This is a genomic window from Pseudomonas trivialis, from assembly GCF_001439805.1.
In the GTDB taxonomy this organism is placed as follows: Bacteria; Pseudomonadota; Gammaproteobacteria; order Pseudomonadales; family Pseudomonadaceae; genus Aquipseudomonas; species Aquipseudomonas trivialis.
Genome location: NZ_JYLK01000005.1, coordinates 147,211 through 171,864, shown reverse-complemented (window position 1 = coordinate 171,864; position 24,654 = coordinate 147,211). Strand labels below are relative to the sequence as shown.

General features: G+C 61.8%; 19 protein-coding genes. 14 read left to right on the top strand and 5 right to left on the bottom strand.

Annotated elements, in window-relative coordinates; genetic code table 11:
- The first annotated feature begins 95 nt into the window (after positions 1-95).
- The 4 genes from map to TU79_RS09650 all read left to right on the top strand — a co-directional run bounded on the left by map (position 96) and on the right by TU79_RS09650 (position 5,794).
- Positions 96-878 (top strand): type I methionyl aminopeptidase, encoded by a 783-nt coding sequence (gene map / locus TU79_RS09665; RefSeq protein WP_057007781.1) that lies wholly within the window; start codon positions 96-98, stop codon positions 876-878.
- Positions 879-939: 61 nt separating this feature from the next.
- Positions 940-3,642 carry a [protein-PII] uridylyltransferase gene (locus tag TU79_RS09660; RefSeq protein ID WP_057007780.1) on the top strand — a complete coding sequence of 901 codons (2,703 nt, stop codon included), beginning with the start codon at positions 940-942 and terminating at the stop codon, positions 3,640-3,642.
- Between the two features lie 101 nt (positions 3,643-3,743).
- On the top strand, positions 3,744-4,943 hold the full coding sequence (dapC, locus tag TU79_RS09655) for a succinyldiaminopimelate transaminase (RefSeq protein ID WP_057007779.1): 1,200 nt from the start codon (positions 3,744-3,746) through the stop codon (positions 4,941-4,943).
- Between the two features lie 107 nt (positions 4,944-5,050).
- Positions 5,051-5,794: a M12 family metallopeptidase gene (locus TU79_RS09650; protein ID WP_057007778.1), complete on the top strand. Its 744-nt coding sequence runs from the start codon at positions 5,051-5,053 to the stop codon at positions 5,792-5,794.
- A 9-nt stretch (positions 5,795-5,803) separates the two neighbouring features.
- Here TU79_RS09650 and TU79_RS09645 read toward each other — a convergent pair whose 3' ends face one another.
- The gene (locus TU79_RS09645; RefSeq protein WP_057007777.1) at positions 5,804-7,453 is read right to left on the bottom strand and encodes a Na+/H+ antiporter; all 1,650 of its coding nucleotides are present in this window, start codon (positions 7,451-7,453) and stop codon (positions 5,804-5,806) included.
- 185 nt (positions 7,454-7,638) lie between these two features.
- Between TU79_RS09645 and TU79_RS09640 the strand changes: the two genes are divergently transcribed.
- From TU79_RS09640 to TU79_RS09625, 4 genes are all read left to right on the top strand, one after another.
- Entirely contained in the window at positions 7,639-8,001 is a 363-nt protein-coding gene (locus TU79_RS09640; protein WP_057007776.1) for an ArsC family reductase, read from the top strand.
- A gap of 31 nt (positions 8,002-8,032) precedes the next feature.
- Positions 8,033-9,067: a 2,3,4,5-tetrahydropyridine-2,6-dicarboxylate N-succinyltransferase gene (dapD, locus tag TU79_RS09635; RefSeq protein ID WP_057007775.1), complete on the top strand. Its 1,035-nt coding sequence runs from the start codon at positions 8,033-8,035 to the stop codon at positions 9,065-9,067.
- A gap of 69 nt (positions 9,068-9,136) precedes the next feature.
- Positions 9,137-10,342, top strand: coding sequence for an aminotransferase class V-fold PLP-dependent enzyme (locus TU79_RS09630; RefSeq protein ID WP_057007774.1), 1,206 nt, complete (start codon positions 9,137-9,139; stop codon positions 10,340-10,342).
- Positions 10,339-10,755, top strand: a complete 417-nt coding sequence (locus TU79_RS09625) for a SufE family protein (protein ID WP_057007773.1) — start codon at positions 10,339-10,341, stop codon at positions 10,753-10,755. Before TU79_RS09630 ends, TU79_RS09625 begins: the two co-directional genes overlap by 4 nt.
- A gap of 490 nt (positions 10,756-11,245) precedes the next feature.
- On the opposite strand, the gene tcdA is transcribed toward TU79_RS09625, so the two are convergent.
- Positions 11,246-12,049: a tRNA cyclic N6-threonylcarbamoyladenosine(37) synthase TcdA gene (gene tcdA / locus TU79_RS09620; protein ID WP_057007772.1), complete on the bottom strand. Its 804-nt coding sequence runs from the start codon at positions 12,047-12,049 to the stop codon at positions 11,246-11,248.
- 217 nt (positions 12,050-12,266) lie between these two features.
- Between tcdA and TU79_RS09615 the strand changes: the two genes are divergently transcribed.
- From TU79_RS09615 to TU79_RS09600, 4 genes are all read left to right on the top strand, one after another.
- The gene (locus TU79_RS09615) at positions 12,267-14,858 is read left to right on the top strand and encodes a glycosyltransferase (protein ID WP_057007771.1); all 2,592 of its coding nucleotides are present in this window, start codon (positions 12,267-12,269) and stop codon (positions 14,856-14,858) included.
- A 156-nt stretch (positions 14,859-15,014) separates the two neighbouring features.
- Positions 15,015-16,166, top strand: a complete 1,152-nt coding sequence (gene dapE, locus TU79_RS09610) for a succinyl-diaminopimelate desuccinylase (protein ID WP_057007770.1) — start codon at positions 15,015-15,017, stop codon at positions 16,164-16,166.
- Positions 16,166-16,975 (top strand): putative RNA methyltransferase, encoded by an 810-nt coding sequence (locus tag TU79_RS09605; RefSeq protein WP_057007769.1) that lies wholly within the window; start codon positions 16,166-16,168, stop codon positions 16,973-16,975. Before dapE ends, TU79_RS09605 begins: the two co-directional genes overlap by 1 nt.
- A gap of 56 nt (positions 16,976-17,031) precedes the next feature.
- Positions 17,032-17,409 carry a hypothetical protein gene (locus TU79_RS09600; protein WP_057007768.1) on the top strand — a complete coding sequence of 126 codons (378 nt, stop codon included), beginning with the start codon at positions 17,032-17,034 and terminating at the stop codon, positions 17,407-17,409.
- Positions 17,410-17,541: 132 nt separating this feature from the next.
- On the opposite strand, the gene TU79_RS09595 is transcribed toward TU79_RS09600, so the two are convergent.
- On the bottom strand, positions 17,542-17,751 hold the full coding sequence (locus TU79_RS09595) for a cold-shock protein (RefSeq protein ID WP_057007767.1): 210 nt from the start codon (positions 17,749-17,751) through the stop codon (positions 17,542-17,544).
- Between the two features lie 183 nt (positions 17,752-17,934).
- On the opposite strand from TU79_RS09595, the gene plsB reads away from it, so the two are divergent.
- Positions 17,935-20,448 (top strand): glycerol-3-phosphate 1-O-acyltransferase PlsB, encoded by a 2,514-nt coding sequence (plsB, locus tag TU79_RS09590; RefSeq protein ID WP_057007766.1) that lies wholly within the window; start codon positions 17,935-17,937, stop codon positions 20,446-20,448.
- A 28-nt stretch (positions 20,449-20,476) separates the two neighbouring features.
- Positions 20,477-21,166, top strand: coding sequence for a DUF4197 domain-containing protein (locus TU79_RS09585; RefSeq protein WP_057007765.1), 690 nt, complete (start codon positions 20,477-20,479; stop codon positions 21,164-21,166).
- 84 nt (positions 21,167-21,250) lie between these two features.
- Here the strand turns inward: TU79_RS09585 and TU79_RS09580 are convergent, their stop codons facing one another.
- Complete coding sequence (locus TU79_RS09580) at positions 21,251-21,472, bottom strand: hypothetical protein (protein WP_231986901.1); 222 nt, start codon at positions 21,470-21,472, stop codon at positions 21,251-21,253.
- Between the two features lie 117 nt (positions 21,473-21,589).
- On the bottom strand, positions 21,590-24,652 hold the full coding sequence (locus TU79_RS09575; protein ID WP_057007763.1) for an efflux RND transporter permease subunit: 3,063 nt from the start codon (positions 24,650-24,652) through the stop codon (positions 21,590-21,592).
- Positions 24,653-24,654 lie beyond the last annotated feature (2 nt).

The window sequence follows — 24,654 nt, the reverse complement described above, 5'->3', positions numbered from 1 at the left end:
ATCGCGTTTTTTGCGGCTTGTGCGGAGTCTGTAACCTTTTATCGCACGCCCTTGAACCGTATTGATTTCAGCGCGTTGCGCTAGAGAGAGCCTGTATGACCGTTAGTTTGAAAACCGCCGAAGACATCGCCGGCATGCGCATCGCCGGCAAGCTGGCCGCGGACGTGCTGGAAATGATTGCCGAACACGTCAAGCCCGGCGTCACCACCGAAACCCTGAACCAGATCTGCCACGACTACATCGTCAATGTGCAGGGCGCCATCCCCGCGCCGCTCAACTACAAGGGTTTCCCCAAGTCGATCTGCACCTCGGTCAACCATGTGGTGTGCCATGGCATCCCGTGCGACAAGCCGCTGAAGGACGGCGACACCCTGAACATCGACGTTACGGTGATCAAGGACCGCTATTTCGGCGACACCAGCCGCATGTTTCATGTCGGCAACGTGCCGGTCTGGGCCGAACGCCTGTCCCAGGTGACCCAGGAATGCATGTACAAGGCCATTGAAATCGTCAAACCCGGCTGCCGCTTGGGCGACATCGGTGAAGTGATCCAGAAGCACGCCGAAAAGAACGGCTTCTCCGTGGTCCGTGAATTCTGCGGCCACGGCATCGGCACTGTATTTCACGAAGAGCCGCAGATCCTGCACTACGGCCGCGCCGGCACTGGCATGGAACTCAAGGCAGGCATGACCTTCACCATCGAACCGATGATCAATCAGGGCAAGGCCGACACCAAGGTGCTGGGCGACGGCTGGACTGCCATCACCAAGGACCGCAAGCTTTCGGCCCAGTGGGAACACACCCTGCTCGTCACCGAGACCGGCTACGAGATCTTCACCCTGCGCGCCGACGACACGATTGCACGCGTATCGCCATAAGGCTTGCGCTGGTTTTCCCACGTTGCGTGCAACTTAAATAGATAGAAAGGAAAGCCGATCGATGCCCCAGGTGGATCCCGAACTCTTCGACCGTGGCCAGTTCCAGGCTGAGCTGGCCCTGAAGGCGAGCCCCATCGCCGCGTTCAAGAAGGCCATCCGCCAGGCCCGCGAAGTGCTTGATGCGCGCTTTCGCAGCGGCCGGGACATTCGTCGACTGATCGAAGACCGCGCCTGGTTCGTCGACAACCTCCTGCAAAAGGCCTGGGAGCAGTTCAGTTGGAGCCGCGAGGCGGACATCGCCCTGGTGGCGGTCGGCGGCTATGGTCGCGGCGAACTGCATCCCTACTCCGACATCGACCTGCTGATCCTGCTGGACAGCGACGACCATGAGATCTTTCGCGATTCCATCGAGCGCTTTCTTACCCTGTTGTGGGATATCGGCCTGGAAGTCGGTCAGAGCGTGCGCTCGGTGGCCGAATGCGCCGAAGAGGCCCGAGCCGACCTGACGGTCATCACCAACCTGATGGAAAGCCGCACCATCGCCGGCCCCGAGCGTCTGCGCCAGCGCATGCTGGAAGTCACCAGCACCGCGCACATGTGGCCGAGCAAGGAGTTCTTCCTGGCCAAGCGCGCCGAGCAGAAAGCCCGGCACCACAAGTACAACGACACCGAATACAACCTTGAGCCCAACGTCAAAGGCTCGCCGGGCGGGCTGCGGGATATCCAGACGATTTTGTGGGTAGCGCGGCGCCAGTACGGCACCCTGAACCTGCGCGCCCTGGCTGGCGAAGGTTTCCTGGTCGAGAGCGAAAACGCGCTGCTGGCGTCGTCCCAGGAATTTTTGTGGAAGGTTCGCTACGCGCTGCACATGCTCGCCGGGCGCTCGGAAGACCGCCTGCTGTTCGACCACCAGCGCTCCATCGCCACCCTGCTCGGCTTCGAGGGCGAAGACGCAAAGACCAGCATCGAAAGCTTCATGCAGCAGTATTACCGGGTGGTGATGAGCATTGCCCAGCTCAGCGACCTGATCATCCAGCACTTCGAAGAAGTGATCCTCGCGCCCGAGGATGAGGCGCCGCCGCAACCCATCAACTCGCGCTTCCAGTTGCACGACGGCTACATCGAAGCCCGCAACGACAACGTGTTCAGCCGCACCCCGTTCGCCATGCTCGAAATCTTTGTGTTGATGGCCCAGCAGCCGGAGATCAAAGGCGTGCGCGCCGACACGATTCGCCTGCTGCGGGAAAACCGTCACCTGATCGATGACGAGTTTCGTAACGACATTCGCAACACCAGCCTGTTCATCGAGCTGTTCAAGTGCCGGATCGGCATCCATCGCAACCTGCGGCGGATGAACCGCTACGGCATCCTCGGGCGCTACCTGCCGGAATTCGGCTTTATTGTCGGGCAGATGCAGCACGACCTGTTCCACATCTACACCGTCGATGCCCACACCCTCAACCTGATCAAGCATTTGCGCAAGTTGCAGTACACCCAGGTGTCGGAGAAATTTCCGCTGGCCAGCAAGCTCATGGCCAAGCTGCCCAAGCCGGAACTGATCTACCTCGCCGGCCTGTACCACGACATCGGCAAGGGCCGGCATGGCGATCACTCGGAAATCGGCGCGGTCGATGCCGAAGCGTTCTGCCAGCGCCACCAGCTGCCGCTGTGGGACAGCCGCCTGATCGTGTGGCTGGTGCAGAACCACCTGGTGATGTCGACCACCGCCCAGCGCAAGGACTTGTCCGACCCACAGGTGATCCACGACTTCGCGCAGATCGTCGGCGATGAAACCCACCTCGACTACCTGTACGTGTTGACCGTCTCCGACATCAACGCCACCAACCCGACGCTGTGGAACTCCTGGCGCGCCAGCCTGCTGCGCCAGTTGTACACCGAGACCAAGCGCGCCCTGCGCCGCGGCCTGGAAAACCCGGTGGACCGTGAAGAGCAGATCCGTCGCACGCAGAGCGCGGCCCTGGATATTCTGGTGCGCGGCGGCAACGACCCGGACGACGTCGAGCAACTGTGGTCGCAACTGGGCGACGATTACTTCCTGCGCCACACCGCCGGCGATGTGGCCTGGCACACCGACGCGATCCTGCAGCAGCCGGCCGATGGCGGCCCGCTGGTGCTGATCAAGGAAACCACCCAGCGCGAATTCGAGGGCGGCACGCAGATCTTCATCTATGCGCCCGACCAGCATGACTTCTTCGCGGTAACCGTGGCGGCCATGGACCAGCTCAACCTGAACATCCATGACGCCCGGGTGATCACCTCCAGCAGCCAGTTCACCCTCGACACCTACATCGTGCTCGACACCGAAGGCGAGTCCATCGGTGACAACCCGGCGCGGGTGAAGAAGATCCGCGATGGCCTGACCGACGCCCTGCGCAACCCGGACGATTACCCGACCATCATCCAGCGCCGGGTGCCGCGCCAGCTCAAGCATTTTGCCTTTGCGCCCCAGGTCACCATCTCCAACGATGCCCAGCGCCCGGTCACCGTGCTGGAACTCAGCGCGCCCGACCGCCCCGGCCTGCTGGCGCGCATCGGCGGAATTTTTCTGGAATTCGATCTGTCACTGCAAAATGCCAAGATCGCAACGCTCGGCGAGCGCGTGGAAGACGTGTTCTTTATTACCGACGCCGACAACCAGCCGCTGTCCGATCCGGAACTGTGCCTGCGCCTGCAGGCGGCGATCGTGCAGCAATTGAGCGTGACTCAGGAGCCCGGCGTTGATTTGACCCGCCTGACTATTTGAGCCATGCCGGGATCATGTGGGAGGGGGCTTGCTCCCGATAGCAGTGGATGTTCCCAGGCAACCAGACCGCGTGCCGACAACTGAATTTGACGAGACTTGCAATGAACAACGCCCTGAACCAGCTGCAGCCCTATCCATTCGAGAAACTGCGCGCGCTGCTCGGCAGCGTCACGCCAAACCCGGACAAGCGTCCGATTGCCCTGTCCATCGGCGAACCCAAGCACACTTCGCCCGCCTTCGTCGCCGAGGCACTGAGCAACAACCTCGACCAGATGGCGGTGTACCCAACCACCCTGGGCATCCCAGCGCTGCGCGAAGCCATCGGTGCCTGGTGCGAACGTCGCTTCACTGTGCCCAAGGGCTGGCTGGATCCGGCGCGTAATATTCTGCCGGTCAACGGCACCCGCGAGGCGCTGTTCGCCTTTACCCAGACCGTGGTCAATCGCAGCGACGATGCCCTGGTGGTCAGCCCGAACCCGTTCTACCAGATCTACGAAGGCGCTGCGTTCCTCGCCGGAGCCAAGCCGCATTACCTGCCGTGCCTGGATGAAAACGGCTTCAACCCGGATTTCGATGCGGTGTCACCGGATATCTGGAAACGCTGCCAGATCCTCTTCCTGTGCTCCCCCGGCAACCCAACCGGCGCACTCATCCCGGTCGACACCCTGAAAAAACTCATCGCCTTGGCCGACGAGTACGACTTCGTCATCGCCGCCGACGAGTGCTACAGCGAACTCTACTTCGACGAACACACCCCGCCGCCGGGTCTGCTCAGCGCCTGCGTCGAGCTGGGCCGTCAGGATTTCAAGCGTTGCGTGGTGTTCCACAGCCTGTCCAAGCGCTCCAACCTGCCGGGCCTGCGTTCCGGGTTCGTGGCGGGCGACGCCGATATCCTCAAGGCCTTTCTGCTGTACCGCACCTACCACGGCTGCGCGATGCCGGTGCAGACCCAACTGGCCAGCATTGCGGCCTGGCAGGATGAAGCCCATGTGCAGGCCAACCGTGACCTGTATCGCGAGAAGTTCGACGCCGTGCTGGCCATCCTCAAGCCGGTACTGGACGTGCAACACCCGGACGGCGGCTTCTACCTGTGGCCGAATGTGCAGGGTGACGATGCCGCGTTCTGCCGCGACTTATTTGTGCAAGAGCATGTGACCGTGGTGCCGGGCTCATACCTGTCGCGGGAAGTGGACGGCGTAAACCCTGGCGCCGGCCGCGTACGCCTGGCGCTGGTTGCGCCGCTGGCCGAGTGCGTGGAAGCGGCGGAGCGGATTCGCGACTTCGTTCAGCGCGCCCGCTAATTCGTTCAAATCCCGCACTGTGCAACGCAGTGCGGTTTCAATTTGCTCAGGGAACCAATTAAATCCTGCTCTCCACTACTCGGTACCTTATTCCGAGAGTAGAAAGCATGAGTTCCCCCATTCACGTATCGACCTTTATTCCTCGCCCATCTGACATGCCGGGAGAAACTTCGGCTTCCAACCCTGTCTCTCGAACCAAAAGAGGGATTGCGGACACCAGTAAAAGGTGGCCGGACGGCATTGTTAATATCGCATTGGACCTGAGAGATAACAGAAGTAAAGCGCTGGTAATCGACGCACTCAGGGAATGGGCTCATCACACCCCCGCGCTGCGCTTCAACGTTGTCGATGGCAAGGACGGCGATATTAGAATCACCGATGACGAGGGCTTCCAGGGCAGTTGGTCGGTTGTAGGAATCGATGCGAAAGACATGCCGTTGGACGAGCCGACGATGCACCTGGACAGGAATGACGACTCGGCAGTGTTCCGCGCGACGGCCCTGCATGAAATCGGACATGCCCTGGGAATGGAACATGAACACCAGCACCCGGCCAACACGATCAACTGGGACAAGGACTACGTCTATAGGTCCATAAATGAAAGTCAAGGCTGGGATAAAGACATGATTGATCTTCATATATTTAGCACTTATACCGGCCCCAATGTACTTCAAACCCCCTACGACACCCGCTCTATCATGCACTACGCTACGTATGCCGACGAAACCATCGATGGACAGGAAGTGCCGCAAAACTACTCTTTATCCAAAGGGGACCAGACCATTATTCGCACACTTTATACGCCCAGGCGGTTTAAGGGCGGCGACGCCGATTCAAGCGCCAACCCGTAAACAGTGCAGCTATCCGGGCCTCATCGTCCCCAGATTCGCCTCACTCATGTCCAGCTCCGCCAAGACCTCCCTTAACACGTCATCTCCAATCTGGTGATGACGGCTCAGGCTGTAGAGCTCAAGGCGTTGCGCACGCAGGGCCTTGAGCCGCAGCTTGCGCTCAAGCTGGTCCATCTGCTGCGCCAGAGCCTGGGCTTCGGCGGAGTCATTGAACACCTCCAACTGATGGCGATACTCCGACATCAACCGCGCTCTCAGCTCGGTCGCCAGGGCCGCCTTGGCCGCATCCGCAGGGTCCGCTTCGGCGGGCTCCTCGGCTTCCAGGGCATGGATCGCGGCTTCCGCGGTTTTCCTCCAGACCTCGCGCACTTCGTTCTGGCGCTTTTCATCCGGGCTTTTTTCAAGGCCGCGCAACAGCAGGGGCAAGGCGATACAGGCCGCCACCAGCGACAACAGAATCACCCCGGCCGCGATGAAGATCAGCAGGTCGCGCTCGGGAAAATTCTGCCCCGGCGCCAGCAGCAAAGGCACCGACATGACGCCAGCCAGGGTCACGGCGCCACGCACTCCGCCAAAGGTCAACAGCCAGCACGAACGCGCGGTCGGCACCTGGGTCAGCTCACCTTTCCCACGTAGACGTCGGAGCAAGACTGACAGGCGCCAGATGCTCTGCACCCAGATAAAGCGCAACACCACCAGCACCAGGAAAATCACAACCACGTCCAGGCAGCGATAAAACAGGGTGGGCCATACCGTCGGCTCATGGCTGACCACGGCCTTGATGATGTCCGGCAGTTGCAGGCCCAGCAGTAGAAAAATCAGGCCGTTGAACGCGAACTCCAGCAGCGACCAGACGCTGCGATTGAGCAGACGCGTGCTGGTCTGACGCGGCAGCAGATCGAGCCAGCTTTGCATCATGCCCGCCGCCACCGCCGAGAGGATGCCTGACGCGCCCAAGCGCTCGGCCACTACATACGCGGCAAACGGCAGCAGCAGCATGAACACCACGTGAGTGGCCGGATCGTCCCAGCCGCGCGCGATCATCCAGGCACGCAGGCGGCCGACCAGCCAGCTCAATGCCACTCCCACTGCCAGGCCGCCCACCGCCACCAACACAAACGTCAGGCTGGCGTCCGCGAGGGAAAACACCCCCGTCAGCGCCGCCGCCAGGGCGAACTTGAAGGTCACCAGACCTGACGCGTCATTCATCAACGCCTCGCCCTGCAGCATGTGCATAAGCGGCTTGGGCAAACGATTCTGGGAAATGGCCGACACGGCAACCGCATCCGTCGGTGATAACACCGCCGCCAGCGCGAAGGCCGCAGGGAGCGGGATTGCGGGCAACAGCCAATGAATGAAATAGCCCGCGCCCACCACCGTGAACAGCACCAGCCCCACGGCCAGCGTCAGAATCGGTCCGCGCAAGCGCCACAACTCGCGCTTGGGCATGCGCCAGCCATCGGAGAACAACAGCGGCGGCAGAAACAGAAACAGGAACAGCTCCGGGTCCAGCGCCACATGCAGGCCCAGCGTCGGCCAGGCCAGCAAGGCCCCGGCGGCGATCTGCACCAGGGGTAATGGCAGGGGGATGATCCGTCCGACCAGACGCGAAACGCTGACCAGCATCAGCAGGATAAGCACGGTGTAAGCGGTTTGCATAAAGCGGGGTTCCCGGACAATCGACTTGCAATGACACACATCAGGCAACAATTGGCCGTTGAAGTGCCATATTAGCCGCCTATGCTGCCCAGGCTCGTGCACAAAAGTCCTACAGCACCCAAATCCGCTGGGCATGGCATAATCCGCGATCCTTCGGTTTCATTAGTCCAAAAGGGGGCAGTTCCTTGACCGATTCAAGCAAAACGTTGCACCTTTTCGGCATCAAAGCCTGCGACACCATGAAAAAGGCGCGCACCTGGCTCGACGAGCACGGCGTCGCCTATCAGTTCCACGATTACAAAACGGCCGGTATCGACCGCGAACATTTGACCCAATGGTGCGATGAGCACGGTTGGCAAGTGGTGTTGAACCGTGCGGGCACCACCTTTCGCAAACTCGAAGACGAACGCAAAGCCGATCTCGATCAGTCGAAAGCCATTGAATTGATGCTCGCACACCCCTCGATGATCAAGCGCCCGGTGCTCGATCTCGGCGACAGAACCCTGATTGGCTTCAAGCCAGAAAGTTATTCGGCGGCCCTCAAGTAGGCCAGCCTTCCATCTTTGTAGAGGTAACAGCATGTCCCATTCCCTGTTCAGCCTGGGCTTCGGCGTTGGCACTCAGAACCGCCAGGGTGCCTGGCTGGAAGTGTTTTACGCACAACCCCTGCTCAACCCATCGGCTGAAATCGTCGCGGCCATCGCGCCGATCCTCGGTTACACCGACGGCAACCAGGCCATCACCTTCACCGTGTCCCAGGCCCTGCAACTGGCCGACGCGCTTAAAGGCGTCGACACGGCCCAGGCCGCGCTGCTCAGCCGCCTGGCCGAGAGCCACACGCCGCTGGTCGCCACCCTGCTGGCCGAAGACGCTGCACTCACGTCCACGCCTGAGGCCTACCTCAAGCTGCACCTGCTGTCCCACCGCCTGGTCAAGCCCCATGGCCTGAGCCTGGCCGGCGTGTTCCCGCAGTTGCCGAACGTGGCGTGGACCAGCCAGGGCGCGATCGACATCAATGAACTGGCCGAGCGCCAACTGGAAGCGCGCCTGCGTGGCGATCTGCTGGAAGTGTTCTCGGTGGACAAGTTCCCGAAAATGACCGATTACGTGGTCCCGGCTGGCGTGCGTATCGCCGACGCCGCGCGTATCCGTCTGGGTGCGTATGTAGGCGAAGGCACCACGGTGATGCACGAAGGCTTCGTCAACTTCAATGCCGGCACCGAAGGCCCAGGCATGATCGAAGGCCGTGTCTCGGCGGGCGTGTTCGTCGGCAAGGGCTCGGACCTGGGCGGCGGTTGCTCCACCATGGGCACCCTGTCGGGCGGCGGCAACATCGTGATCAAGGTCGGTGAAGGCTGCCTGATCGGCGCCAACGCCGGTATCGGTATCCCGTTGGGCGACCGCAACACCGTGGAGTCGGGCCTGTACGTGACCGCCGGCACCAAGGTGGCGCTGCTGGACGAGCAGAACCAACTGGTCAAGGTGGTCAAGGCGCGCGAACTGGCCGGCCAGCCTGACCTGCTGTTCCGTCGTAATTCCGAGACCGGTGCCGTGGAGTGCAAAACCCACAAATCGGCCATCGAACTGAACGAAGCGCTGCACGCTCACAACTAAGCAGCCACTCGATGCCACTGGCGAGCCGCGCCCTCGGGGTGCGGTTCGCTTATACGAGTCTTGACCACCATGCTTGTGCCCTCCCCCTGGCGCGCCGATTTCCCGGCCATTGCCACCCTGCAACGGCAGGACCAGACCTACCTGGACAACGCCGCCACCACCCAAAAACCTCAGGCCTTGCTGGATGCGATCAGCCATTACTACGCCAATGGCGCCGCCAATGTGCACCGTGCCCAGCATCTGCCGGGGGCCCATGCCACCCAGGCGTTCGAAGACAGCCGGGTGAAAGTCGCGCAGTGGCTCAGCGCGGGCGACAGCGGGCAAATCGTGTTCACCCACGGCGCCACCTCGGCACTGAATCTGTTGGCGTATGGCCTTGACCATTTATTCAATGCGGGCGATGAGCTGGTCATCAGCGCCCTGGAGCATCACGCCAACCTTTTACCGTGGCAGCAGTTGGCCAAACGCCGCGCGCTGAAACTGGTGGTATTGCCACTCGATGCAGCCGGTGTGATTGACCTCGACGCCGCCGCCGACCTGATCGGCCCGCGTACGCGGCTGCTGGCGGTGAGCCAGTTGTCCAATGTGCTCGGCACCTGGCAGCCTCTGCAACGCTTGCTGGCACTGGCCCGCGCGCAAGGTGCCCTGAGCGTGGTCGACGGCGCCCAGGGCATCGTGCATGGTCGCCACGACGTGCAAACCCTGGGCTGCGACTTCTATGTGTTTTCCAGCCACAAGCTCTACGGCCCGGACGGCGTCGGCGTGCTGTTCGGTCGCAACGAAGCCCTGCATCACCTGCGTCACTGGCAGTTCGGTGGCGAGATGGTGCAGCAAGCCGGCTACCACGCGGCGAGCTTTCGCCCCGCGCCACTGGGTTTCGAGGCCGGCACGCCGCCGATTGCCGGCGTGATCGGCCTGGGCGCCAGCCTGGATTACCTGAGTTCACTGGACCCGCAAGCCGTCATGGCCCATGAAGCGGCCCTGCATGACTACCTGCTGCGCGGCCTGAACGCGCGCAACGGCGTGCGCGTTTTGGGCACGCCACAGGCCGCGCTGGTCAGCTTCGTGGTCGAGGGCGTGCACAATGCCGACCTGGCTCACCTGCTGACCGAACAGGGCATTGCCATCCGTGCCGGTCACCATTGTGCGATGCCGTTGCTCAAGGCCATGCAATTGCCCGGGGCGATCCGCGTGTCGCTGGCGCTGTACAACGACTCGGATGACCTGGAGCGATTCTTCGCGGCGCTGGATCAGGCCCTGGATATGTTGCGATGAGCCACTTGCCGGTGGATGCAGTGGCCGCGCTGCAGGCGTTCCAGGCCGTGGGCAACTGGGAGCAGCGCGCGCGCATGCTGATGCAATGGGGCGAACGGCTGCCGGTACTGGCCGAGCAAGACAAGATCGAGGCCAATCTGGTGCAGGGCTGCGAAAGCCTGGTGTGGTTGGTGGGACGCTTGCAGGACGGGCACTGGCAGTTTGCGGCCAGCAGTGATGCACGGATGATTCGCGGATTGGTCGCGCTGTTGCTGGCGCGGGTTAACGGGCTGTCGGCGGCTGAGCTGCAGGCGGTGGACTTGCCTGATTGGTTCAATCAACTGGGGTTGTCCCGGCAGTTGTCGCCTTCGCGTAGTAACGGGTTGAATGCGGTTTTGCAGCGTATGCGGGCGTTGAGTTGTATGCAGAGTTGAGGGGGGCATATCCGGGAGTACATATCCGTTGCTGCGGTAACGGCTGATAGGGGTTCCGCCCTTACGGCGGGTCACTTTTTGGGCGCCACAGATCAAGAGCAAAAGCGCGGCGACCTTAGAGCCGACCGGAATTGGCTGCCAAACGCTGTACAAAATGTGGGAGGGGGCTTGCTCCCGATGGCTGAGTGTCAGTCAGCTTATGGGTAGCTGACCCACTGCTATCGGAAGCAAGCCCCCTCCCACAGTTGATCTCCATTTGTCTGTTGGATATCACACTGCTTTTGATCTGGTTTGCTTTGCTTTGCCTTTTGATCTTGATCTCAGGCGCCCCGTCAACCACGCTGGCCGCACGCCGAGCATTAGCGAGGTGCCGAGTGGTGGGGCAAGAGCCCTTTGGTTACTTTGGGGCTTTTCCAAAGTGACCCGCCGTAAGGGCGGAACCCCTATCAGCCATTACCGCAGCAACGGATATGTACACCCTTAAACCTGCTTAAGACCTACGCTCCGACGGCCTGCGCACCCCCGCCACAATCTTGTCCACCGCCTTGGTCGCCGCCACCATCCCAAACGTCGCCGTCACCATCATCACCGCACCAAACCCACCCGCGCAGTCCAGCTTCACCCCATCGCCGACAAAACTCTTCTGCAAACAGATACTGCCATCCGGCTTCGGATAGCGCAGCTGCTCACTGGAAAACACACAAGGCACGCTGTAATGACGCGTCACCGTGCGCGAGAACCCGTAGTCACGACGCAGGGTCGAGCGCACTTTCGAGGCCAGCGGGTCGTTGAACGTGCGGTTCAGGTCGCACACCTGAATCAGCGTCGGATCAATTTGCCCGCCCGCGCCGCCAGTGGTGATGATCTGGATCTTGCGGCGCTTGCACCAGGCAATCAGCGCGGCCTTGGCGTTGACCGCGTCAATGCAGTCGATCACGCAATCGATGTCTGGCGTGATGTATTCAGCCATGGTGTCGCGGGTCACGAAATCGGCCACCGCATGCACCGTGCACGCCGGGTTGATGCCGCGCAGGCGCTCGGCCATCACCTCGACCTTGGGTTTGCCCACGGTGCTGTCCAGCGCATGCAACTGGCGGTTGCTGTTGCTGACGCAGACATCGTCCAGGTCAAACAGCGAAATCTCGCCCACCCCACAACGGGCCATCGCTTCCGCCGCCCAGGAGCCGACGCCGCCGACGCCGACGATCGCCACGTGGGCCGCTTTCAAGCGCTCCAGGCCTTCAATGCCATACAAGCGAGCGACGCCTGCAAACCGTGGATCTTCTGTGCTCATAACCATTACCCCAAAAACCGGCGCGCATTATGGGCTACGCAGCGGCAAGTTTTAAGCGACAACTGACCGGTGAAGAACTTAGTGGGCCTTTCGCTGCCCAACGTCAGGTTTTTCTCGGCTTGCTGTACGCTCAGGGAAAGGCCGGTGTAGGATGCGCGCCGTTCGGCGTAGGCCGACGCCTCTTTTCGTTCCACACCCTTTGGAACCCGAAATCGCCATGTCATCGCGTAAATTTGGACTCAACCTGGTGGTGGTGCTGGCAATTGCCGCGCTGTTCACCGGTTTCTGGGCGCTGATCAACCGCCCGGTCACCACTCCCAACTGGCCTGAACAGATCTCGGGGTTCTCTTACTCGCCGTTCCAGCAAGGCCAGTACCCGCAGAAAAACCAGTACCCGAGCGACGACCAGATGCGTCGTGATCTCGAAATCATGAGCAAGCTCACGGACAACATCCGGACCTACTCGGTCGACGGCACCCTGGGCGATATTCCCAAGCTGGCCGAAGAGTTCGGCCTGCGCGTGACCCTGGGCATCTGGATCAGCCCGGACCTGGAGCGCAACGAGCGTGAAATCCAGCGCGCCATCGAAATCGCCAACAGCTCGCGCAGCGTGGTGCGCGTGGTGGTGGGCAACGAAGCGCTGTTCCGTGAAGAAATCACCCCCGAAGCACTGATCGTGCTGCTGGACCGGGTGCGCGCCGCCGTGAAAGTGCCGGTGACCACCTCCGAACAATGGCACATCTGGGAAAAGAATCCGCAACTGGCCAGGCACGTCGACCTGATCGCCGCGCACATCCTGCCGTTCTGGGAGTTCATTCCGATGGACAAGGCCGGCCAGTACGTACTCGACCGCGCCCGGGACCTGAAGAAACTGTTCCCGAAAAAACCGCTGCTGCTGTCTGAAGTTGGCTGGCCGAGCAACGGCCGCATGCGCGGCGGCAATGAATCGTCCCCGGCCGACCAGGCGATCTACCTGCGCACACTGGTCAACAAGCTCAATCGCCAGGGCTTCAACTATTTCGTGATTGAAGCGTTCGACCAGCCCTGGAAGGTCAGCGACGAAGGCTCGGCGGGCGCCTATTGGGGCGTGTTCAACGCCGCGCGCCAGCAGAAATTCAACTTTGAAGGGCCGGTGGTCGCGATCCCCCAATGGCGCGTGCTGGCAATCGGCTCGGTGGTGCTGGCCCTGCTCTCGCTGACGCTGCTGATGATCGATGGCTCGGCGCTGCGTCAGCGCGGTCGTACCTTCCTGACCTTTATCGCGTTTCTGTGCGGGTCGGTGCTGGTGTGGATCGGCTACGACTACAGCCAGCAGTACAGCACCTGGTTCAGCCTGACCGTCGGATTCCTGCTGGCACTGGGCGCGATGGGCGTGTTTATCGTGTTGCTGACCGAAGCCCACGAGCTGGCCGAAGCGGTGTGGACGCACAAGCGACGACGTGAATTCCTGCCGGTGGAAGGTGATTCGGATTACCGCCCGAAAGTGTCGATCCACGTGCCGTGCTACAACGAGCCGCCGGAGATGGTCAAACAGACCCTCGATGCCCTGGCCGCCCTCGATTACCCGGACTACGAAGTCCTGATCATCGACAACAACACCAAGGACCCGGCGGTGTGGGAACCGGTGCGCGACTATTGCGAAACCCTCGGCCCGCGCTTCACGTTTTTCCACGTCTCGCCCCTGGCCGGTTTCAAGGGCGGCGCGCTGAACTACCTGATCCCGCACACTGCGGCGGACGCCGAAGTGATCGCGGTGATCGACTCGGACTACTGCGTGTCGCCCAACTGGCTCAAGCACATGGTGCCGCACTTCGCCGACCCGAAAATCGCCGTGGTGCAGTCGCCCCAGGATTACCGCGACCAGAACGAAAGCACCTTCAAGAAGCTTTGCTACGCCGAATACAAGGGCTTCTTCCACATCGGCATGGTTACCCGCAACGACCGCGACGCGATCATCCAGCACGGCACCATGACCATGACCCGTCGCTCAGTGCTCGAAGAGCTCGGCTGGGCCGACTGGTGCATCTGCGAAGACGCCGAACTGGGCCTGCGGGTATTCGAGAAAGGCCTGTCGGCCGCGTATTACCACGACAGCTACGGCAAGGGCCTGATGCCCGACACCTTCATCGACTTCAAGAAGCAGCGTTTCCGCTGGGCCTATGGCGCGATCCAGATCATCAAGCGCCACACCGCGAGCCTCTTGCGCGGCAAGGACACCGAGCTGACCCGTGGCCAGCGCTACCACTTCCTCGCGGGCTGGCTGCCGTGGGTGGCGGACGGCATGAACATCTTCTTTACCGTCGGCGCGCTGTTGTGGTCGGCGGCGATGATCATCGTTCCCGCGCGGGTGGACCCGCCGCTGCTGATTTTCGCGATTCCGCCGTTGGCGCTGTTCGTGTTCAAGGTGGGCAAGATCATCTTCCTGTATCGCCGCGCGGTTGGCGTGAACCTCAAGGACGCGTTCTGCGCGGCCCTGGCCGGGCTTGCGCTGTCGCATACCATCGCCAAGGCGGTGCTGTATGGCTTTTTCACCACCAGCATTCCGTTCTTTCGTACGCCGAAAAACGCCGATAACCACGGCTTTTGGGTGGCGATTTCCGAAGCGCGCGAAGAGATGTTCATCATGCTGCTGTTGTGGGGCGCCGCGCTGGGGATCTATCTGGTGCAGGGCCTGCCGAGCAATGACATGCGTTTCTGGGTGGTGATGCTGCTGGTGCAGTCACTGCCGTACGTGGCTGCGCTGATCATGGCGTTCCTGTCGTCGCTGCCCAAACCGGCAGCAGCGCCTGAGCCTGTGCCAGCGGTGTAAAAACGTGCGCAATGCACTAAACGGCGGCCTCTGGTCGCCGTTTTGCTATAAGATAACGGCCGTTTTGTTGGATCAGGCAAGCCCCCTCCCACATTGGATCTGCGCCGTTTCAGCACATTCGTCCTGCGCCCATTACACGCTTCCCGGAGTTTTCCCATGACGGCCCATGCCGACCTTTCGCCGACCCTTCAACTTGCCATCGACCTGATCCGTCGCCCCTCGGTAACGCCGATCGACGCCGATTGCCAAAAGCTGATGATGCAGCGCCTGGGCGACGCCGGCTTTGCCCTGGAGCCGATGCGCATCGAGGACGTGGACAACTTCTGGGCCACCCACGGCCAGCATGAAGGCCCGGTACTGTGTTTTGCCGGCCACACCGACGTGGTGCCGACCGGCCCGCTGCAGGCCTGGCAGAACGACCCGTTCGACGCACTGATCGACGAACACGGCATGCTCTGCGGGCGTGGCGCGGCAGACATGAAAGGCAGCCTGGCGGCCATGCTGGTCGCGGCGGAGCGCTTTGTGCAGGACTACCCGGACCACCGTGGCTCGGTTGCCTTCCTGATCACCAGCGATGAAGAAGGCCCGGCGCACCACGGCACCAAGGCCGTGATCGAACGTCTGGCCGCGCGCAACGAACGCCTGGACTGGTGCATCGTCGGCGAACCGTCGAGCACCACCCTGGTGGGCGATGTGGTCAAGAACGGACGCCGCGGCTCCCTTGGCGCAACCCTCACCGTCCGCGGCGTGCAGGGCCATGTGGCTTATCCGCACCTGGCGAAGAATCCGATTCACCTGGCCGCGCCGGCCCTGGCGGAGCTGGCTGCCGAGCACTGGGACGATGGCAACGCGTTCTTCCCGCCAACCAGCTTCCAGATCTCCAACCTCAATTCCGGCACCGGCGCCACCAACGTGATCCCCGGTGACCTGACGGCGGTGTTCAACTTCCGCTTCTCCACCGAATCCACCGTGGAAGGCCTGCAACAGCGCGTCGCGCAGATTCTCGACAGGCACGGCCTGGACTGGCACGTGGAGTGGGCGCTGTCCGGTCTGCCGTTTCTGACCGAACCGGGCGCGCTGCTCGATGCGGTATCGGCCAGCATCAAGGCGATCACCGGGCGTGAAACCCAGGCATCGACCAGCGGCGGTACGTCGGACGGGCGCTTCATCGCAACCCTCGGCACCCAGGTGGTCGAGCTGGGCCCGGTGAATGCGACGATCCATCAGGTCAACGAACGCATCCTGGCCAGCGACCTGGATGTGCTCACCGAGATCTACTACCAGACCCTGATCAAGTTGCTCGCCTGATGCTCGCCTGCCCCCTCTGCAGCGGCCCGCTCAACCCGGTGGACAACGGCGTGGCGTGCCCGGCCGGGCACCGTTTCGACCGCGCGCGCCAGGGTTACCTGAACCTGTTGCCGGTGCAGCACAAGAACAGCCGCGACCCGGGCGACAATCTGGCGATGGTCGAGGCGCGCCGCGACTTCCTCAACGCCGGGCACTACGCGCCAGTGGCCAGGCGCCTGGCTGAACTGGCGGCCGAACGCGCACCGCAGCGCTGGGTCGACATCGGTTGCGGCGAGGGTTACTACACCGCGCAGATCGCCGCTGCCCTGCCCCACGCCGATGGCTATGCGCTGGATATCTCCAGGGAGGCGGTCAAGCGTGCCTGCAAACGCAACCCGGCGCTGACCTGGTTGATCGCCAGCATGGCCCGCGTGCCGTTGGCCGACGCCAGCTGCCAGTTCCTCGCCAGCGTATTCAGCCCGCTGGACTGGCAGGAGGCCCGACGCCTGCTCAGCCCCGGCGGCGGCTTGATGAAGGTCGGCCCCACCCGCGGCCACCTGATGGAATTGCGCGAGCGCCTGTACGACGAAGTGCGCGAGTACACCGATGACAAGCACCTGGCCCTGGTGCCGGACGGCATGAGCCTGGCCCACAGCGAAATGCTCGAGTTCAGCCTGAGCCTGGCCGAGCCAGGGGACCGCGCCAACCTGCTGGCGATGACGCCCCACGGCTGGCGCGCCAGCGCCGAGCGCCGTGCACAGGTGATCGAAGCGGCCGAGCCGCTGCTGGTCACCGTGTCGATGCGCTACGATTATTTCGTGCTTCAATAACCGACTTTTTCAGCACCCGCGAATGGATTTTTAAAATCCCGCAACGAGGAATATCCATGCGCCAACCCGATATCGAGATTTACCTGAAAGACACCGACGTCGACCACAAGGCCATCGCCGCCTGGCTGGGCGCGGCCCTGGGCGCCTGTTCGGACTGGGTCCAGAAAGGCCAGACCTACAAGTGCACGGCCGGCAACGTGCCCGTCACCTGGCTGCCCAAAGCCGTCGGCAAATGGAACAGCCTGTACCTGGAAAGCGACCAGACCCCCTGGGACGACGACATCGCCTGCGCCCGCGCCGCCTTTGCCGCGCTGAACGTCGAAGTGCGCTGCGCGCCGGGCACGTGGGTCGAGGAAGAAGGTGAGGAAAACGCCGACACCTGGATTCGCATCAGCGCCGACGGTGAAGAGCAGATCACCTGGAAAACCGCCTGACCGTGAACTGTTAACCCAATCAAAAATGTGCGAGGGGGCTTGCTCCCGATAGCGGTGGGTCAGCCAGCTTATTGGTCGCTGACTCACTGCAATCGGGAGCAAGCCCCCTCCCACATGGGTTCAGTGGTGGACTTACAGGCCGACCACATCCTCAGCCTGCAACCCCTTCTCGCCGCTCACCAGGGCGTACTCCACCTGCTGGCCCTCGGCCAACGAGCGATGACCCTCACCGCGAATGGCGCGGTAGTGCACGAACACATCCTTGCCATCTTCCCGTTGTATAAAGCCATAACCCTTTGCATCGTTGAACCACTTCACATTGCCGGTTTCGCGCGTCGTCATCCGTCTTGCTCCCACATGCATTGTTATTGTTGAGTTGTGTGCATTGAACTGCCGAGTATAAGACAGGCTCAAAAACCATCAACTCAAGTTTACATCGCTGCTTTTTTGCCGATTTTCGGCGAATACGGCACACTACCCGCCCGAGCGACTGCTCGGTTTTTTTCCACTTCAAGCAGCTCGCCTATGACCCGCTCCCCGTTCCGCCGTCTGGTGTTCGGCACCTTGCGCCGACTGTTGTACCTCTGGGTTCGCTCGGAGACGATCAACCAGTCGTCCCTGACCCTCAACCTCGACCGCAGTCGGCCGGTGTTCTACGTCCTGCAATCGCCTTCGCTCACCGAACTGGCCGTGGTCGATGCCGAGTGCACCAAGGCCGGCCTGCCGCGCCCGGTGCTGCCGGTGGCGGTAGGTCCATTGATGGAAGCTGCTGCGTTCTTCTACCTCACGCCGGAGCCGGACTGGCTGGGTCGCCAGGACAAACGCGGTGCGCCGCCCACTCTGACGCGCCTGGTCAACACCCTCAGTGACCACGCCGAAGAGGATGCACAAATCATTCCGGTCAGCGTGTTCTGGGGCCAGTCCCCCGAGAGCGAGTCCAGCCCGTGGAAGCTGCTGTTCGCCGACAGCTGGGCCGTCACCGGGCGCCTGCGCCGCCTGTTGAGCATCCTGATTCTGGGCCGCAAGACCCGCGTGCAATTCTCCGCGCCAATCAACCTGCGCGAATTGATCGAGCACAATAAAGGTCACGAACGCACCGTGCGCATGGCCCAACGCATCCTGCGCGTGCACTTTCGTAACCTGAAGACGGCCGTGATCGGCCCCGACCTGTCCCACCGCCGCAACCTGGTCAAGGGCCTGGTGAACATGCCTCTGGTGCGCCAGGCCATCCTGGATGAGGCCGAACGGGAAAAGATCGCCCCGGAAAAAGCCAAGGCCCTGGCCCTGCGTTATGGCAACGAGATCGCCTCGGACTACACCTACACCGCGATCCGCTTCCTTGAGGTGGTGCTGAGCTGGTTCTGGAACAAGATCTACGACGGCATCAAGGTCAACAATATCGAAGGAGTGCAACAGGTCGCCCAGGGCTACGAGGTGATCTACGTGCCTTGCCACCGCAGCCATATCGACTACCTGCTGCTGTCGTACCTGCTGTTCAAGAACGGCCTGACCCCGCCGCACATCGCCGCCGGCATCAACCTGAACATGCCGGTGATCGGCAGCCTGCTGCGCCGTGGCGGTGCGTTTTTCATGCGCCGCACCTTCAAGGGCAACGCGCTGTACACCTCGGTGTTCAACGAATACCTGCACACCCTGTTCACCAAGGGTTTCCCGGTGGAGTATTTCGTCGAAGGCGGACGCTCGCGCACCGGGCGCATGCTGCAGCCCAAGACCGGCATGCTGGCGATCACCCTGCGCAGTTTCCTGCGCTCTTCGCGCATGCCAATCGTGTTCGTGCCGGTGTACATCGGCTATGAACGCGTGCTCGAAGGCCGCACTTACCTCGGCGAACTGCGTGGCGCGAGCAAGAAGAAAGAGTCGATCTTCGATATTTTCAAAGTGGTCGGCGCGCTCAAGCAGCGTTTTGGCCAGGTCGCGGTCAACTTCGGCGAGCCGATCAAGCTGGCCGAGTTCCTCGACAGCGAGCAGCCGGACTGGCGCTCCCAGGAACTGGGCCCCAACTACAAACCGGCGTGGCTGCATGAAACCACGCACCGTCTGGGCGAACAGGTGGCGCGCCACTTGAACGAAGCGGCGGCGGTCAACCCGGTGAACCTGGTGGCCCTGGCCTTGCTCTCGACCACGCGCCTGGCCCTGGACGAACAGGCCATGGCCCGCCAGCTCGACCTGTACCTGGCGCTGTTGCGCCGCGTGCCTTACTCGCCGCACACCACCTTGCCCGAAGGTGATGGCCTGGCGCTGATCAAACACGTCAAGGACATGGACCTGCTGTCGGAACAAAGCGATGCCTTGGGCAAGATTCTTTACCTGGACGAGCAGAACGCCGTCCTGATGACCTACTACCGCAATAACGTGCTGCACATTTTCGCCCTGCCGGCCCTGCTGGCGAGCTTCTTCCAGAGCAGCTCGCGCATGAGCCGCGAGCAAATGCTGCGCTACACCCACGCGCTCTACCCGTACCTGCAATCGGAGCTGTTTATCCGCTGGTCCCTGGAAGACCTCGACGCGGTGGTCGACCAGTGGCTGCAAGCGTTTGTCGAGCAGGGCCTGCTGCGCTTCGAGAACGAGGTGTACCTGCGTCCGGCCCCGAGTTCGCGGCATTTCGTGCTACTGACATTGCTGTCCAAGAGCATCGCCCAGACCCTGCAACGCTTCTATATGGCGATCTCGCTGCTGCTCAACAGCGGCCAGAGCAGCATCAGCGCCGAAGAGCTGGAAGACCTGTGCACGATCATGGCCCAGCGCCTGTCGATCCTGCATGGCCTCAATGCCCCGGAATTCTTTGACAAGAGCCTTTTCCGACATTTCATCCAGACGCTGCTGGAGCAAGATGTGCTGCGCCGCGACGAAGCCGGCAAGTTGAGCTATCACGATTTGCTCGGCGAACTGGCCGAAGGCGCCGCCAAACGCGTATTGCCCGCCGACATTCGTCTGTCGATCCGTCAGGTGGCGCTGCACCGTGTCGATGGCGCGGCCGACGCGCCGGTCGAACCTGCACAAAGCCACCCGATTGAATGATCAACCTCTGAACATAAGGAAGCCCTTCATGCTCCGTAACACGCTTCGCCTGACTGCCCTGTGTGCCGGCCTGCTGCTCGGTGCCAACGCCATGGCCCTGGACCTTGGCAGCCTGTCCCAGGGCGACGCCAGTGGCGGCCTCAAGGATGCGCTGACCCAGGGCGCGCAGATTGCCGTGAAACAACTGGGTACCCCCGGCGGTTTCAGCAACAACCCTGAGGTAAAAATCGGCCTGCCGGGCAAGCTCGGCAAAGTCGCCGACAAGCTCAAGATGTTCGGCCTGGGTGAACAGGTCACACAGCTGGAAACCAGCATGAACAAAGCCGCCGAAACCGCCGTGACCCAGGCTCAGCCGATCCTGGTCAACGCCGTGAAAAACATGAGCGTGACCGACGCCAAGGGCATTCTCAGCGGCGGTCAGGACTCGGCCACGCAGTACCTGAACAAGAGCAGCCGCGAGCAGATCCGCGCCAGGTTCCTGCCAATCGTCAAGGCAGCGACCGACAAGGTCGGCGTGGCCCAGCAGTACAACTCGCTGGCCGGCAAGGCGGCGGCTTTTGGCGCGGTGGATGCCAAGAGCGCGAATGTCGAAAGCTACGTGACCGAACAGGCGCTGGACGGCTTGTTCAAGATGATTGCGCAGCAGGAAGAAACCATTCGCAAGAATCCGGCAGCGGCGGCGACAAGCCTGGCCAGGAAAGTCTTTGGTGCGCTCTGAGCCTGACTGACGCATAAAAAAAAGCCCTGACAGTGTCAGGGCTTTTTTTGCTCAACCGAATGCCGCGCATACCTGTCAGCACACTTAATAACTGATGCGACCTGCCGACGAGTTGCTGGTGCTTTGCGAGAACGACATCGTCGAATTTTCGTTGCTGTTATTGACGGTGATATTGATATCCAGCTTGTCATTGCCTTGACCTTTATCCTTGTCATGGCGATGGTCGTGGTCCCGGCCTCGTCCGTTTCCCCCTAACATCGAATTCATCATCTGCATCGGCAGCATCATCAGTATTGGCAAGATCATAAACATTCCTTTCTAGTTGAATTCACATCGCAACCCAAACCGTCGCATTGTGTGTACGACGGCACCTACCGGTCGGGTAATCCCTGTGTGGTATCCAGAAAGAAATGGTTCCGGGGACTACGCGTCCTTCCTCACTCGAAACCACGCCGCATACAGGGCCGGCAGGAACAACAGCGTCAACGCCGTCGCTACAATCAGCCCGCCCATGATCGCGACCGCCATCGGCCCGAAGAAGACACTGCGCGACAGCGGAATCATCGCCAGCACTGCCGCCAGCGCCGTCAGCACAATCGGACGAAAGCGCCGCACCGTGGCTTCGATGATTGCCTGCCAGGGCGCCAGGCCGGCCTTGATGTCCTGTTCGATCTGGTCCACCAGAATCACCGAGTTGCGCATGATCATTCCCGACAGGGCGATGGTGCCGAGCATGGCCACAAAGCCGAACGGCTGGCGGAATACCAGCAGGAACAGCGTCACGCCGATCAGCCCCAACGGCGCGGTCAAAAACACCATGGCCGTGCGCGAAAAGCTGCGCAGTTGCAGCATCAGCAACGTCAGCACCACCACGATAAACAACGGCACGCCGGCCTTCACCGAGTTCTGCCCGCGGGCGGCATCTTCAACCGTACCGCCCACCTCGAGCAGATAGCCATCCGGCAACTCGGCGCGCACCTGCGCAAGGGTCGGCAGGATCTGCTGCACCAGGGTCGCTGGTTGTTCCTTGCCGTAGATATCGGCGCGCACTGTCACCGTCGGCAGGCGATTGCGGTGCCAGATGATGCCTTCCTCAAAGCCGTATTCAAGGGTCGCGATCTGCGACAGCGCCACGCTCTTGCCGTTGTCGGTGGGCACCGCCAGGCTGGGCAGCAGCGACAACTGCGTACGTTCCTGGACGGTGCCGCGCAGCAGGATTTCGATCAACTCGTTGTCCTCCCGGTATTGGCTGACGCTGGCGCCGGTCAACGAGCGCTGGAGGAATCGCGACAGGTTGGCGGTGCTCACGCCGAGGGCGCGGGCACGGTCCTGATCGATATTGAGGTAGACGATCTTGCTCGGTTCTTCCCAGTCCAGGTGTACGTTGACCACGTGGGTGTTTTCGCGAACCCTGGCCGCCACTTTGCGCGCAAGGGCGCGCACTTCGTCGATGTGCTCACCGGTCACTCGGAACTGCACCGGGTAGCCCACGGGCGGGCCATTCTCCAGGCGCGTGACGCGGGAACGCAGGTCGGGGAATTGTTCGTTAAGGGTTTCGATCAGCCAGGTGCGCAGGTGTTCGCGCGCCTCGATGCTGTTGGACAGCACCACCACCTGCGCAAAGCTGGTGGCTGGCAGTTGCTGGTCCAGGGGCAGGTAGAAACGCGGCGAACCGGTGCCCACGTAGGCCACATAGTTTTCCACCCCCACATGCGCCTTGAGCAAGCCTTCAAGGCGCTTGACCTGGTCGGCGGTGTTGCTCAGGGACGCGCCTTCGGCCAGCTTCAGGTCGACCATCAACTCCAGACGTCCGGAGGCCGGGAAGAACTGCTGCGGCACAAAGCGAAACAGCACCACCGAGCCGATAAACAGCAACAGGGTCAGTACGATCACGGTTTTACGTCGGCGTACGCACCATTCCACCACACGTCTGACACGTTGATAGAAGGGGGTGCCGTAGGGATCAGGCCCATTGGACCCGTGTTTGGCCGCATGAATTTTCGCAAGATCCGGCAGGAGTTTTTCCCCCAGGAATGGCACAAACACCACAGCTGCCACCCATGAAGCGAGCAGCGCAAGGGTCACTACCTGAAAGATCGAGCGGGTGTATTCGCCGGTACTCGATTGCGCGGTGGCAATCGGCAGGAAGCCTGCCGCCGTGATCAGCGTGCCGGTGAGCATCGGGAAGGCGGTGCTGGTCCAGGCGAAACTGGCGGCCTTGAGGCGGTCATAGCCCTGCTCCATTTTGATCGCCATCATTTCCACGGCGATGATGGCGTCGTCTACCAGCAAGCCCAGGGCCAGTACCAGGGCGCCGAGGGAGATCTTGTGCAGGCCAATGCCGAGGTAATACATGCTGGCGAAGGTCATCGCCAGCACCAGCGGAATGGCCAGGGCCACCACCATGCCGGTGCGTATTCCCAGCGAGAAGAAACTCACCAGCAGCACAATGGCCAATGCTTCGGCGAGCACCTGAACGAATTCGCCGACACTGGTTTTCACCGCTGCCGGCTGATCCGACACTTTGCGCAGTTCCATGCCGGCCGGAAGGCTCTTTTGCAGCCGTGCGAATTCGCCTTCGAGGGCCTTGCCCAGCACCAGGATATCGCCACCGTCGCGCATCGCCACGGCCAGGCCGATGGCGTCGGCGCCCATGAAGCGCATGCGCGGTGAAGGTGGATCGTTGAAGCCACGTTGAATCTCGGCCACATCGCTGATACGCAGGGTTCGCTCGCCCACGCGAATCGGGAAGTCGCGAATCTGCTCCACGCTTTTGAAGTTGCCCGACACGCGCAGTTGCACCCGTTCGGTCGGGGTTTCGAAGAAGCCGGCGGTGGAGACGGCGTTCTGTTCCTGCAACGCCTGCTGCACCGCCGCCAGGGGCAAGCCGAGGGTGGCGAGCTTGAGGTTGGACAGTTCGATCCAGATTTTCTCGTCCTGCAGGCCGAGCAACTCGACCTTGCCCACATCGGCTACGCGTTGCAGTTGGATCTGGATACGGTCGGCGTAGTCCTTGAGCACGGCGTAGTCGAAGCCGTCACCGGTCAGCGCGTAGATATTGCCGAAGGTGGTGCCGAATTCGTCATTGAAAAACGGCCCCTGGATATCCGGCGGCAAGGTCTGGCGGATGTCGCTGATCTTCTTGCGCACCTGGTACCACAACTCGGGGATCTGCGCCGAGTGCATGGCGTCGCGGGCAATGAAGGTGACCTGGGATTCTCCAGGCCGGGAGAACGACACGATGCGCTCGTAATCGCCGGTCTCCATGAGTTTTTTCTCGATGCGCTCGGTGACCTGGCGCGAGACTTCCTCGGCCGTGGCGCCTGGCCAGTTGGTCTTGATCACCATGGCCTTGAACGTAAACGGCGGATCCTCGCTTTGCCCCAGCTTGGTGTAGGACAACGTCCCGACTACCGCCAGCAGGATCATCAGGAACAACACGATCTGGCGATTACGCAACGCCCATGCGGAAAGATTGAAACCCATGG